General features: G+C 37.9%; 10 protein-coding genes. 4 read left to right on the forward strand and 6 right to left on the reverse strand.

Annotated features, from left to right (window positions below; all coding sequences use genetic code 11):
• Positions 1-164: 164 nt before the first annotated feature.
• Positions 165-1,604, reverse strand: a complete 1,440-nt coding sequence (locus ACQ334_RS04625) for a sialate O-acetylesterase (RefSeq protein ID WP_430986996.1) — start codon at positions 1,602-1,604, stop codon at positions 165-167.
• A gap of 142 nt (positions 1,605-1,746) precedes the next feature.
• On the opposite strand from ACQ334_RS04625, the gene ACQ334_RS04630 reads away from it, so the two are divergent.
• Together ACQ334_RS04630 and ACQ334_RS04635 are read left to right on the forward strand one after the other, a co-directional pair.
• Positions 1,747-2,664 (forward strand): AraC family transcriptional regulator, encoded by a 918-nt coding sequence (locus tag ACQ334_RS04630; protein ID WP_430986997.1) that lies wholly within the window; start codon positions 1,747-1,749, stop codon positions 2,662-2,664.
• A 44-nt stretch (positions 2,665-2,708) separates the two neighbouring features.
• Positions 2,709-5,039, forward strand: coding sequence for a DUF5703 domain-containing protein (locus ACQ334_RS04635; RefSeq protein ID WP_430986998.1), 2,331 nt, complete (start codon positions 2,709-2,711; stop codon positions 5,037-5,039).
• Between the two features lie 113 nt (positions 5,040-5,152).
• Here the strand turns inward: ACQ334_RS04635 and ACQ334_RS04640 are convergent, their stop codons facing one another.
• From ACQ334_RS04640 to ACQ334_RS04660, 5 genes are all read right to left on the reverse strand, one after another.
• Entirely contained in the window at positions 5,153-5,623 is a 471-nt protein-coding gene (locus ACQ334_RS04640) for an Imm26 family immunity protein (protein ID WP_430986999.1), read from the reverse strand.
• A 210-nt stretch (positions 5,624-5,833) separates the two neighbouring features.
• Positions 5,834-6,430 (reverse strand): hypothetical protein, encoded by a 597-nt coding sequence (locus ACQ334_RS04645; RefSeq protein WP_430987000.1) that lies wholly within the window; start codon positions 6,428-6,430, stop codon positions 5,834-5,836.
• A 182-nt stretch (positions 6,431-6,612) separates the two neighbouring features.
• Positions 6,613-7,218, reverse strand: coding sequence for a hypothetical protein (locus ACQ334_RS04650; RefSeq protein WP_430987001.1), 606 nt, complete (start codon positions 7,216-7,218; stop codon positions 6,613-6,615).
• Positions 7,219-7,412: 194 nt separating this feature from the next.
• Complete coding sequence (locus tag ACQ334_RS04655) at positions 7,413-8,519, reverse strand: SGNH/GDSL hydrolase family protein (protein ID WP_430987002.1); 1,107 nt, start codon at positions 8,517-8,519, stop codon at positions 7,413-7,415.
• A gap of 123 nt (positions 8,520-8,642) precedes the next feature.
• Positions 8,643-9,527 carry an AraC family transcriptional regulator gene (locus ACQ334_RS04660; protein WP_430987003.1) on the reverse strand — a complete coding sequence of 295 codons (885 nt, stop codon included), beginning with the start codon at positions 9,525-9,527 and terminating at the stop codon, positions 8,643-8,645.
• A 258-nt stretch (positions 9,528-9,785) separates the two neighbouring features.
• On the opposite strand from ACQ334_RS04660, the gene ACQ334_RS04665 reads away from it, so the two are divergent.
• Together ACQ334_RS04665 and ACQ334_RS04670 are read left to right on the forward strand one after the other, a co-directional pair.
• Positions 9,786-12,890, forward strand: coding sequence for a SusC/RagA family TonB-linked outer membrane protein (locus tag ACQ334_RS04665; protein WP_430987004.1), 3,105 nt, complete (start codon positions 9,786-9,788; stop codon positions 12,888-12,890).
• A gap of 23 nt (positions 12,891-12,913) precedes the next feature.
• Positions 12,914-14,491, forward strand: a complete 1,578-nt coding sequence (locus tag ACQ334_RS04670) for a RagB/SusD family nutrient uptake outer membrane protein (RefSeq protein WP_430987005.1) — start codon at positions 12,914-12,916, stop codon at positions 14,489-14,491.
• Positions 14,492-14,506 lie beyond the last annotated feature (15 nt).

Consider the following 14,506-nt stretch of genomic DNA (forward strand, 5'->3'; position numbering starts at 1 on the left):
TCATGCATTGCCCTGCCCTTCAAGGCAGGGATTAAAAATAAAAACACCCCCGGCCTTTAGCCCAACAACTTAATGGGCTAAAGCCCTCACTAAAACATCATATATCGCCGCCCTAAAGGACGGCGCAAGTCAAGAGCAAAATAATTCAACAAGAGTACAACACCTCACCAATCATCTGTTCTAAAAGAAGACACGGGATACCCTTCTACACTAAACAATTCACCCACCACAAAATCTTTAAAAGCATACCGCACTGCAACAGGCGTTGCTACCTGTGGTGATGATACCTGTATCATACCTTTTGCAATCACTGCCTGTGCAGGATAAAAAGTTTTATCAGCACCGGCAATTTCAAATTGTGTAATGGGTTTTGTAAAACTGGTTAAACCATTCGGCGCATTTTTAAATTTTACTGTAGCAATATTCCCGGTTACTAATAAAGAATCATACAAGGGGCTTTGAAAACCAAAACCTTTAAAAGCATAGGTATCGCCTAAAGCTAAATAGGCAAAACGTTTGCCTGCAATTTCTTTATTAAAAGGATGAATAGTTTTTTCATCGCCGGCATCTAACAATACTACCATGCCGCTATTGGGTATTGTTGCTACAGATTTTCTTTGTGCATCACGTAAGTAAGCTGAATTTAATTTTTCATTTCTGTTACCAGCAGGCAAACTGCTGTAAGCAAATGGCGCTATCTGTGCAAAGTAAAAAGGAAAATTACCTTGTGCCCATTCGTTACGCCACAATTGCACCATCGCCGGAAATAATTTTTCATACTGATCAGGACGATCATAATTGCTTTCGCCCTGGTACCAGATACAGCCTTTAATAGTATAACCTGCCAAAGGATGTATCATGCCATTGTATAAAGTAGTGGCATTTTTATTATTTAATTTTTCGGTACCGGTTGCAGAGGGGATAACAATTTCCGGAAAAGCCTTTAATGATTCTGCACTCATGAATGCTTCGGCAGGGGAGCCGCTGTAACTATCATTAATTAATGCAACAGGTATTTTTAATTGCTGCTGCAATAACCTTCCAAAATAATAGGCTACGGCAGAAAAATTGCTGATGTTTTCAGGGGTAGCATTTTTCCATGCAGCATTTTTGCTGGTATCTTTTGTAAACCGTTCCACTGCACGGGGCACCGTATAAATTCTTATTTGTTCATTGGTGGAATTGAATACCGCATCATTACTACCAATGATCGGCTGGTCTTTAAAACCTTTCATTGGCATTTCCATATTGCTTTGTCCGCTGCAGAGCCACACTTCACCAATTAATATATTTTTTATAGTAAGTGGGTCTCCGTCAGAAACAATAATGGAATAAGGCCCACCTGCAACAGGCGTGGCAACTTTTACATTCCATTTGCCTTCTTCATCCGCAACGTCGATATAAGTTTTTTTATTCCACGACGTAGTCACTTTAACCTGGGCTCTTGCTTTTGCCCGCCCCCAGATTGCAGCATTAGTTTGTTGCTGTAACACCATCCCGTCACTGAAAAATGAAGGTAATTGTACCGTGGCCAAAAGAAAACCGGGAAGCAATAAAAGGAATACAGCAATGCCTGTTTTGAAGATTTTTTTGATAGCAATCATTAGTATTTTTTTATAAAGACGAATATAGAGCAAAAGCTTTTTATTACTGTCTGGTACTGTTATTTTGCCATTGTACAGATTGCTGGTGCAGGTGACGAAATATTTATGTAAATTTCATGTTCAAACAGGTTGTTTTGAGTTTATGAAAGACGTTAAAGACAATAAAGAAGGCTCACATAAAAATATATGGTACGGCCTGGGCCGCCAGCGGATAGAAATTCCTAAGACCATTTTAAAATCGAGGGTGCAGAATAACCTGCTGCTGAAACACCTGCATATTTGCTCTATTGGCCATTACCCCAAGGCAAAAGAACATTACACTTACCGTAAAAAAGGATTGCCCGAAAATTTTATTTTTTATTGCGTGGATGGACATGGCTGGTACCAGATAGAAGACCAGCGCTATGAAGTAGGGCCGAACGAATTTTTTATTTTGCCACAAAATAAAGAGCATGCTTACGGGAATGATCCCGATCATCCCTGGAGTATTTACTGGATACATTTTGGTGGTGATGCATTGCCGGCATTGAATGAAACTTTTGCCGTGCAAAAGCATTTCAAGCCTTTTCATATCAAGAACAATGCAGAAACCATTTCCATCTTCACCAAAATATATAAGGCTTTACAATTAGGATACAGTATTGATAATTTACTGTTTGCCAATATGTGCCTGACGCATTTTCTTACGCTTTTCATTTACAATGCAAGGCATAATGAAAGTATTGAAGCAGAAAAACCGGATTGTGTGGACAGTGCCATACTTTTTATGCAGCAACACCTGGATGAAAATATTTCTTTAAATGAGCTGAGTAAACAATATAACTATTCAGTGTCGAGGTTTTCTAATTTATTTAAACAGAAAACAGGTTATGCACCAATTGATTATTTTTTACAAATGAAAATGCAGAAGGCCTGCCAGCAACTGGATTTTACAAATGATTCCATAAAAATAATTGCATTCGGAATGGGCTTTGATGATCCTTATTATTTTTCAAAAAGATTTAAGACCATCATTGGCGTATCACCCAAAAAATACAGGGCCATGAAGAAGAGCGAATAAGGGGAGCCACTAATTACACTAATTTTCACTAATAATTTTACCGAGTGATTTTACTTTCAACTAAAATAATTAAGAAGCAGATTTTATTTTTATTATTTGTTTTTATTGGTGTTCAGCTACATGCACAAACCAGGAACAGTAATTACAATATTGTCTGGAATACACAAAGTAAAAACTCCTCCGAATCGATGCCTTGCGGCGGCGGCGATATTGGTATGAATGTATGGATGGAGAATGGTGATGTATTGATCTACGTAGCAAAGAGCGGCAATTTTGATGAGAACAATGCCTTGATGAAAACCGGCAGGTTAAGAATAAAATTATCGCCCAATGTTTTTGAAGGGCAACTATTTAAACAGGAATTGCATTTGCAGGAAGGGTATGTAACGGTACAAGGAGAAAACAAGGGCGTAAAAGCAACGATTAAAATATGGGCCGATGTTTTTAGCTCTGTTGCGCATGTTGACATTTCTGCTAACAAAAAAATAAATGTGGAAGCGGCTTATGAAAACTGGCGCTACCAGGACAGGATTGTAAAATCAAGAGAAAATTTTGCCAATTCATGGAAATGGGCAGCACCTAAAAATAATGTGTACAAAAAAGATGTGATTGATTTTAATGGCAACGAAGTACTGTTCTATCACCATAATATTGCGGAAACAATTTTTGATGCCACAGTAAAACAGCAGGGAATGGATGCTGTGAAAGATCAATTGTACAATCCATTGGCAAGGCTGGCATTTGGAGGTTCTTTCAGCGGTAGAAATTTTGTGCCGGCAGGAACTTACCAGGGAGAATATGTAAATACAGATTACAAAGGCTGGAAATTAAAAAGCAATACCGCTGCAAAAGAACATGCACTCAGCTTGTACCTGTATAACGAACAGGTAAACGATATTGGTAACTGGAAACGATCTTTAGATTCTTTACAAAGTGTAGTAAACACAAATTCAAAATTAGCCGCTGCTAAAACACAACAATGGTGGCAACAATTCTGGAACAGAAGTTTTATTGAAATTAATAACGCCGATACCACAAGTAAAGCATGGCAGGTGGGAAGAAATTTTCAATTGTTCCGCTACATGCTGGCCATAAATGCACATGGCGGATGGCCTACAAAATTTAATGGCGGCTTGCTCACTGTTGATCCTGTGTTTACTGATACTTCCAATAAATTAACCCCTGATTATCGCAATTGGGGCGGCGGATTGCATACGGCACAAAATCAAAGGCTGGTATATTTTCCGACGATAAAAAATGGTGACTGGGATCTGCTGCAACCACAATTAAATTTTTATTTACGCCTTTTAAAAAATGCCGAATTACGTAGCAAAGTTTACTGGAACCATGGCGGAGCCTGCTTTACAGAGCAGATGGAAAATTATGGCTTACCCGATTTTGCAGAGTACGGACAAAAACGTCCGGATGGTTATGATAAAGGAATGGAGTACAATGCCTGGCTGGAATATGAATGGGATACCGTGTTTGAATTTTGTTTGATGATGCTGGAAGAAAATGAATACACCGGTAAAGATATCAGCGATAAAATTCCATTTATAGAAAGTTGTTTGCAATTTTTTGACGAGCATTATCAATACCTAGCCAAACAAAGAGGCAGTAAAGTATTGGATGGGGAAGGAAAGTTAGTGTTGTATCCGGGCAGCGGAGGGGAGACTTTTAAGATGGCGAATAATTCAACCTCTACTATTGCAGCATTGCAAACAATTACAAAATGGTTATTAGCATTGCCTGCACAATACCTTACTGAAGAAAAAATAAAACACTGGCAAAGTTTTTTGCAAAAAATTCCACCGGTAACTCTCTCCCGGTATTCGGGAAAAATGATTATTGCACCTGCAAAAACATGGGAGCGGATTAATAACACCGAACCAACGCAGCTGTATACCGTATTTCCCTGGGGTACTTATGGTATCAGTAAACCAGATTATGATGTTGCCTTAAACACATTTTTAATGGACACTAATGTAATAAAATTTAAAAGCCATATCGGCTGGAAACAGGATAATATTTTTGCAGCAAGATTGGGCTTAACAAATGATGCATGGGATCTTACTTCTAAGAAATTGCAAAATTCAGGGCGGCGTTTTCCTGCCTTCTGGGGTCCTGGTTTTGATTGGGTGCCCGATCATAACTGGGGCGGAAGTGGTATGATTGGTTTGCAGGAAATGTTGCTGCAGGTTGATGATAAAAAAATAATGCTATTTGCGGCATGGCCAAAAAATATCGATGTGCATTTTAAATTGAATGCGCCATACAATACTACTGTAGAAGCTGAAGTGAAAAATGGAAAACTAGTTACTATAAAAGTATTACCTGTTGAAAGAATGAAAGATGTTACGGTGCTATTGCAGTAACTGAAGCAGAACTTAAAAGGGCAATTGGTATTTATTGATATAGTTAAGAGCTGACTCGTCCTGAAATTAGTTTGTTCTGCCACACTTGCACAAAACCTTTTTGTTGGCAGCAGTTATTTCTCTGTTAATAGTTGTTCTGCTAATTCATTTATGTAGTCAAAGCCCCATCCTCCTTGCGTTTTATAAATTTTATGATCTTCAGGTGTTGATTTCCTTACTGTCTTATATCCTTGTAATAGAACAGCGCTTTCGCTATATCCAAAGCAACTGACCTCAAACGGAATGACTATTTTCAATAAGTCTAAATCAATTTTACCAATTATCCCTTCGCCATCAAAAGTTATTGTCTTGATATGCGCTTTACCCTGATCGATTAATTTATGATTTATTTTCTCCAATATTATTTGTGTAGGGATAGTGTCTCCAATCCAGTTTAAGAGCCCGGCAAAAAAATGTTTTGTATTTTGGTGTTTGTCTGGTAAATCCAGAACTATTCCAATTGCAAATTGTCCATTAGAAAGTTTAATTGGCCAAAATTGTCCAACTTCAAGTTTGGAATTTGATTTAGGAAATAGTTTATACATACTGGTTAATTGCAGCTACCGTCGAGGGCTTTAAGCAGGTTGGGAATTATTATTCCGTCTACCCATAACCGCTGCTGATTGAAAATATAAAGTTGAATTTAAGAACTAAAGTTGAAATTTATTCGTCTGCTTGAATTGAAGCTTGGATTTGCAAATAGCTGATGTTACAAGGTCATGCCCAATTTGCATAAAACCCAACGTTGGCAGCAGTTATTTTGGCAATTTAAAATATTGCTTTATTTCAAACTCCTCAAAAACTAACTTTTCAATGGAAGCATATTGGTCATTTATTTTTCCTTTGTATGGATAATATGAGTCAAATTGAAAAGTGTTAAACTGATTATGATTTTTGAATTCTATCACGTAAGTTGAAAAGGGTTGATGTAATGGAGTAGGAAGTAGTTCTGACTGTGTCGACAAACCTAATAAATTGATACTGTCTACTCTATTTCTGAACACCTCAAATCCGCTCTTCGGCGTGATTTTAATTTGTCGATAATATTGTGTCGACTTTTTGCCATTAATTAGTACACCAATTTCTGTCAAATAGCCCGTGTAATCTTCTAAACTGTCTTTTGAAATTGAAATTACTCTGTCAATTGAAGTACTGTTGTTAACCCAGATACGGAGTGAATATTCGGCAGTGCTAGTTTTAACGGGTAAAATTCTTTCGCCTGAATAACCAAGATTTTTGAAAGGCATTACAGCTTCTCGTCCTGGAGAACAACCTGCAACTATAAATAAAAAGAGTACAGTCCATTTCATATTTTCTCTTTCAAACGTGAAGTTGTTTATTATTGCTGCCAACGAGCAGGGCTTTATGCAGGTTAGGAATTAGCAATCCGTCTGCTGATAACCGCTGCTGATTGAAAATATAAAGTTGAATTTAAGAACAAAAGTTGATAGTTGTTTATCCAGCCCAAACCACAACTTGGATTTGCAATTGGCTGATGTTTGCTGGTCATGCCCGACTTGCATAACCCCCAATGTTACCTGCCGTTTTTGTTTGTTACCCCCAAAACATCTGGTCTAACTTTAGCTCTCCATTCTTTACCATATTTTTTGTCCAAATACTCAGCTACAACTTTATTGTAAGCTGTCATTTGTTCAATTGATGAAGGAAGGAAGTCGCCAACAATATAATAGCTTGTATGATATTCCTTTTCAAAATCTTTGTCGGAAGGCATTGGAGCTAATGGAGCAAATGCTACTCCACAAAATAAGCGGAATTTGTTTTGTCGAATGTCAAAGTCAGCAAGTGTAGAATCGTAATTCTGAATTGTATATAATTTCAGATTGTCGCCGTTGCTATTTTTTAATGTTGTGTCAAATCCATAAATACCAAAGATTGTTGAAAGTCGTACTTTGTTTTTTTCGGTCGTAATAGAAAAGAACCCTAATGAATCTGTCTTGTCCAATTTCTTTTTGTCAACCCGAAAATGAAAATTTGTTAGTGGAGAGCCGTCAACGATAGAAAGTATTTGTCCTTTGAAAGTATTTTGTCCAAATGAGCTTACTGAAGCAAAAAAGGTCATTAAAAAGAATAATTGTCGCATAAGTTTTTTGTCAAGATGCAGTAATTGGAGTGCTTGCATAAGTTGGCAGCCAACTCATAAATATACGCAAGTGATATTTAAGTAAATTTATTGCGCAAATGCAATGTATTAATTTTTGTCATAGAAAGAAGGATCATTTAAGATTTAGCCTTTTATTTATAGTCAGGTAAGCAAAGCGGCATATTTGCTTAAATGCATTCTTTGCCCGGTTTATTTATGGAGAATTTACAAAATTACCAGCGCATTAATTTTTTCAGATAAGCAGTAAGCTCTGCAGCAATAAGCTGGTGCTCTTCTAAAGACGGATGATAATCGCAACCACCATTATACGACCTGCTGAAAAAAAACTTACTGATCTTTTTATCGCCTTCCTTATTTAAAAAACTCAGTACCCCGTTGATCTGGTTTTTTAAAAAAGCTTTTAACTTTTCATCTGCCATGGGGCTGGTGAGTAAAACAATTTTTGCTGCAGGGTAGTGCTCTCTTAAATGGTGAACGAAATCGATATAGGCTTTACAAAAAGTGGTGGAGTCTTGTATGCCATCATTTTGCCCTAAACAAACAGTAACTACATCCGGCTGGTATTTTTTAAAATTCCATGGCACAGAATCTCCTCTCATATCAATTTTGTCAAACACGGGCGGCATTATAATATTCATGTTGCAGCAGCTGTGTATTAAGCCAATGCCCGAAACTGAACTTAAATGCCATTGTGCATCCAATGTTCTTGCAGTAACAGGGCCGTACGCCAAGTACGCATTATGCTGATCCTGCCAAACGCCTTTGCCACAAGGTATTTCACTCATATCGCTGCTGGCACCGCAGGTAATAGAGTTGCCGATGAATTCAATTTTCCTTTTCGGTTTTGGCTGAGGCTTTACTAAATAATCGCAATACACCCCGCCAAATTCTATATAACCAATATTTGATTCAGTGTTCTTGCAAATAGTAAGGGTATGAGAACCTTCGCTTAAATTAGAAATGGTGATATAATTGTTTTTACTTTTCGTTTGTATTCTTTTCTTTTCCTCATCAACAATTATTTCCAGGTAATTGTGATTTTTACCCCATAGCTCCTGGTCTTTAATAATTGCAGTAATGGCATTGCCTTTAAATTTCATACTGATGTACACACCTGGCGACCACATTCGTGGTAGTTCCGCATTGCTGAAATCAATTCTTCCGGTGTATTGTATCATCGGGTGATCGGTAACAAAAAGAATCTTATCGGTTTTATTGATGCTGTCGATATGTACCTCAAAACCCTGTGCAAAATTCTGCAGGAGAAAAAAAATATTGCAGACTGTAACTAAGAATAATTTTCTACGCATGTTTTCCATTGAACATTGATTATTGAAAATTGAACATTGATCATTTTCCTTCTCTTATAATTACTAAAATAAAATACCACCCCATTGACGATTCACCACTCACCACTCACCACTCACCACTCACCCTCTCACCTAAATAAACGACCGTATCCCTTCCGCATTATACTCCTGCCGGAATTCCTTCGGCGTACAATCTTTTTTCTTTTTAAATATCCTGTTGAAATTAGAAATATTATTGAAGCCGCATTTAAAAGCAATTTCATTGATGCCGTGAGTGCTGTCAATCAGCATTCTTGATGCATTACCCAAACGGATCTCATTTAATGTATCAATAAATGTTTTACCGGTACGGGTTTTAAAAAAACGACTGAATGCGACTTCACTCATCGATACTATTCCTGCAGCTTCCGCCAGTGTAATATTCCTGTCGAAGTTGACATTTAAATACTGCATTATTTTTTCTACCCTGCGGCTGTTGTAAGTAATGGTCTCTGCATTTTTAAAAGAAATATCCGAAAGGGTTTTCATATTCCTCGATGAAGAAAGATCATGCAGGATAGAGATCAGTTCCAGCACCGAATCAAAACCATGTTTTTTGGTAAGGTTCAGTAACCTGGGTTTTAATGTTTTAATAGTTTCCTTAGAAAATAAAATGCCCCGTAAAGATTTTTCAAACATGGTGCGTATCAGTTTCATCTGGTTACGTTGTAAGAATTTTTCATCAAAAAGATCACGGTGAAATTGTATGGTGATCTCTGTAAATTCTTTACTCTTACATTTATGATTGAACCAGCCGTGTTGCAGGTTGGGGCCTATCAATACCAGTTCCAGGTCATCAATCTCGTCAATATGATCGCCTACCATACGTTTTACGCCTTTGGCATTGTCAATAAAATTCAATTCAAACTCTTCGTGGTAGTGCAAAGGAAAATTAAATTCAGACTTTACCCTGTAAAACATAGTGAAGCAATCGCTTTGGGTTAAAGGGGTTATCTCCCTTAATAATTTAGGTTGCATGTAACAATCGTTTGATAAAATAAGGTATTGCAGTTTTTAGCAGAGACCGTAATTTTTTGTAAATGTATAAAAAAGGATAGTAAAAGATTAAAATAATATCAGTGGTTTAAAAATCATGAAATGCAGTGTGGACAGTAGTTTTACGGTTTTATTTAAATTGTATTTACCGGGGTTGGTAAAATAGTATACTATAATGATAAAATAGTATACCAACGGTATTGGCTTAAAATTTACTTTTGGTGAAATAAACTTGCTTATATGAAATGTAAACTCCTCGTGTGCATGATCCTGTCCTGCATACTTTTTTCCTCCGCGTTTTCACAAACAAAAAAAATTACCGGTACCGTTTCTGATGAAAAAGGAACTACGCTTCCCGGGGCTACTGTTACCGCAAAAGGAGCTACCCTTGCTGTAAAAACAGATATCAACGGAAAGTTTTCTATTGAAGTACCAGAAAAAACAAAAGTACTGCTCATCACTTTTATTGGTATGCAGCAGGAAGAAGTGGGTATTGGCAAAGCAACCAACGTAACAGTAACTATGAAATCAGTTGCTGCTGTATTGCAGGATGTAGTGGTTATTGGTTATGGTACTACAAGAAGAGCCAATGTGTCTTCTGCCATATCATCTGTTAAAGCAAAAGACCTGAAAGACCTGCCTGTTGCCGGTATTGACCAGGCTATACAAGGTAAGGTGGCAGGTGTAACTGTAGATAACAATGGCGGACAACCGGGCGGTGGGGTTTCTATTAAAGTACGTGGTATCACTACTATTAATGGTAACGATCCGTTGATAGTGATTGACGGTGTTCCGTTTTACGAAAATACAAGGCAGAGTTCGGGCTATGCAGGTTTAGGTGGTTCTAACGGACAAACCGGTAACAGTGTAATGGCCACTTTAAATCCTAATGATATTGAATCGGTAGATATATTAAAAGACGCTTCAGCCCAGGCCATTTACGGATCAAGGGCTGCTAACGGTGTTATATTGATTACTACTAAAAAAGGAAAATCAGGTGATGGTAAGATCAACTACGATTTTTACATGGGGCAGTCACAGATCTATAAAAAATTAGACCTGATGGACCTGCAACAGTTTGCTATTTATCAAAACCAGATTGCCACCACGCCTACTGCAGAATTTGCAGATCCTTCTAAATTAGGTAAGGGTACCGATTGGCAGGATGCGATGTTTCAGAATGGACAAGTGCAAAACCACCAGTTAAGTTTTTCGGGTGGTACTGATAAAACAGTCTACTACCTTTCTATGAATTATTTTAAACAGGAAGGTACTTTAATAGGTTCTGATTTTAACAGGTATTCTACCCGTTTTAATTTAGACCACCAGATTAAACCCTGGATGAAAGTGGGTGTAAGTTCTAATGCCACTAAGGGTATACAACATGTGGCTTTATCAGATGCTGCTCCCGGTGCAATATGGGATATGGCTATTTTGAATCCATTGGTGCCGGTTAAAAATTTAGATGGCAGCTGGGGTGGCGGAGCCAATAACTTTATACCAGGTGTGCAATCTGAAAATATTGATAACCCTGTTGCCAATACTAACCTTAGAAAAAGCAGGGTTAACACGATGAGCTTTTTTGGCAACGTATATGCGGAAATAAAATTCCTGAAAAATTTCTCTCTTAAAAATGAAGTGAATTATTACTACGGCCCTTATGATAATGTAGCTTACCAGCTGGCAGGTAATGTAGGCCCAAGGCAATTGAATTCCCAATATTCCGATTACAGGAGTACTTACGGCCAATGGACTTTACGTAATTATTTAAACTACAACTGGTATAAAGGCAAGCATGGTGTAAGTGCCACTGCAGGCCACGAAGCACAGTATAATTACAGCCAGTCGATACGTGGTAAAAAAATAAATTTAGCTAATAATTTGTTAGACTTAAATGCCGGCAGCAGTGATCAGACTACCTGGGAGTTAGGTGGCGGAAAAGGAGATGGTGCACTGGAGTCTTATTTTGCAAGAGCTAGTTATACTTACGATAACCGTTATTCGATTACCGGTAGTATAAGAAGTGACCGTTCTTCTAACTTTGGATTAAATAACCCGGTAGGTTATTTCCCTGGTGCTTCTTTTGCATGGACTGTAACCAATGAAAAATTTGCACAACCGTATAAAAATATTGTAAGTAACCTGAAATTAAGATTTGGTTATGGTGCTGTAGGTAACTTCAGTATTCCTTACAGGGCAGGTGTTGGTTTCTGGCCTGGCCCCGTGGGCTTTGGTACTTCCAGCTACCTGAATGGTATCTTAAATCCTGACCTCACCTGGGAAAAAGTAATTACTACCAATGGTGGTTTAGATGCAACTTTCTTAAATGGTAAAATTGACCTGTCGTTAGATATTTATGAAAAATCTACTGCCTCAATGATATTCATCGGTACTGGCCCACGTTTATTAGGTGTGGGTGATAACTGGGATGATCTTAAAGGCCCGGTTATTAATACTGGTAAAATGACGAATAAAGGTATTGATGTAAGCATTACATCTAATAATATCAGAACAAAAGATCTTACATGGAAAACCACCTTGATATTTTCGAAGTATAAAAACCTGCTGGATAAATTAGCCGGCGCAGGTTCTGCTATTTATGGCAAAGTATTTTACGACCAGTACCTGTTAACTAAAACTATTCCCGGTGCGCCTATCGGTTCTTTCTTTGGTTATGTAACAGATGGTTTGTTCCGTACACAAAAAGACCTCGCTAACAGCTTACCGCAGTTTGGTTATCCTGTAGACCAGGATCATACCTGGCTGGGTGATGTGAGATTTAAAGACCTTAACGGCGATGGTAAAATTACAGAAGCCGATCAAACCAGTATTGGCAGCCCGCTACCTAAGTTTACTTATGGGTTAACCAATACCGTTAGTTACAAAAATTTCGACCTTACTGTATTTGTACAAGGCAGCTATGGCGCAAAAATTTATAATTTCTTAAGGTGGAGACTGGAGAAAATGGACAACACTTATTCTAACCAGTTAACTTCTGTACTGGACAGGTATACTGCTACCAATACCGAAGCAACATTGCCACGCTACAAAGTAGGGCAGGTAAATAACGTTGCTGTATCCGACAGGTATATAGAAGATGGTTCTTACTTAAGAATAAAAAATATAGCAGTAGGGTATCGTCTTCCTGCAAATATTTTAAAGAGAGCTAAGATCAGCAATGCAAGATTGTATATTTCCGTTCAAAACCTGGCCACATTTACCAAATACACAGGAATGGATCCGGAGATCGGAGCTTACAATAATGATATCCGCCTGATGAATGTTGACCAGGGGCATTATCCTAACCCACGTTCATTTACAGCCGGTATTAATATTGAACTTTAAACTAAAATTTTAAATTTATTACAATGAAAAATAAATATTTATATGCAGCTTTAATTGCTTCTTCACTGGCAATTACATCATGCAAAAAATCATTTACCGATAAGCCTGCTTTAGATGCTACCACTATTGATAATTATTACAATACTGCTGAAGAAGTAAGGAGCCTTACCAGTACTTTGTATGGTTTACCTTGGTCTGGTTTTGAAAACAGGGCCATGGATTGCATTGGTGATGAACTGGCAGGTAATGAATTTACCGGCAGTGGTAACTCCGATGATTATCCATTTCAGAGTTTTACCATTTCTTCTAACTCAGTAAGATTGGCTGATGCCTGGAAAATGTTTTATAAAATTGGCGGCTGGACCAGTGAATACATGAATGCACTGACCATTAAAAAATCAAAAGGAGGTAATCCAACTTTTATTGATCCTGCAATTGCAGAGTGTCATTTCTTCAGGGGTGTGGTATATTTTTATGTAGCACGTATCTGGGGTGATGCACCTATTGTAACAGAACCCGGAAGAACTATACTGTCAGGTGATTTTAATATTCCACGTTATATTAAAACTGATGTATTCCGTTTTGCTTTAGAAGAGTTGAAATTAGCAGAAGCAGGCTTGCCCGAAACAGATCCTCAAAAAGGAAGGCTGACCAAATACTCAGCAAAAGGAATGATGGCAAAACTGTATTTGTACACCAAAGATTTTGCGAATGCAAAAGCAAAAGCCCTGGAAGTAATTAACTCCGGTAAATATAAACTGGTTACTGATTATGCAGGGATGTTCAACAGCAGTAAGAATAATAATAATGACGAGTGTTTATTTTCTATACAACATCAGTTAGCAGGTAACCCATGGGGCACCGCAAGCCAGAAACAACCCGACAGGGGCCCGGGTAATTTACAAACCACAGAAGCTAATATGTGGGAATTATATATTCCTACTGTTGATATCCTGAGTGCCTACGAATCTGGTGATACCCGTAGAAAGGGTTCGGTAATGGAACACGGCTGGTCTTATCCAAGCTGGAAGCCAACTAATGCAAGCAATGCTGCGTACAATACTTTTATGGCAGGTGGGTATAAATATGATACTTTACAACCTACTGGTTCCGGCGGACAAAAGAATGAGACCAGGTCGAACATTGCCAAATATGTTGTAGGCCCGGGTTCCGGCTTTGGTGGCGAAACTGTTATAGGTATGAACACCGGTTTAAATACTCCATTACTTCGTTATGCAGATATTCTGTTAATCTATGCAGAAGCGGTTTTAGGTACAGCAGCCAATACTACAGATGCAACAGCTTTAAATGCATTTAACCTGGTACGTGCAAGAGCTGGTTTATTTCCTAAAACTGTTTTAACTGCCGATGATATTTTACATGAGCGCAGGGTGGAATTTGCTTTTGAAGGAGATTACTGGTTTGATGTACAACGCCAGGGTTTTGCAAAAGCAAAAGCAATCATCATGGCGCAAAACAGGGGCACCACACAATTTCCAAAGTATATCACCATTACAGAAGATATGCTCACTTTACCTATACCTGCTGCTGAAGTGGCACAGGATCCTGAATTGGCTAAACCTCCTGTAAAATATTATTAAAAAAAATAAAAACTA

The sequence above is a fragment of the Ferruginibacter sp. SUN106 genome, from assembly GCF_050611765.1.
Classification (GTDB): domain Bacteria; phylum Bacteroidota; class Bacteroidia; order Chitinophagales; family Chitinophagaceae; genus Ferruginibacter.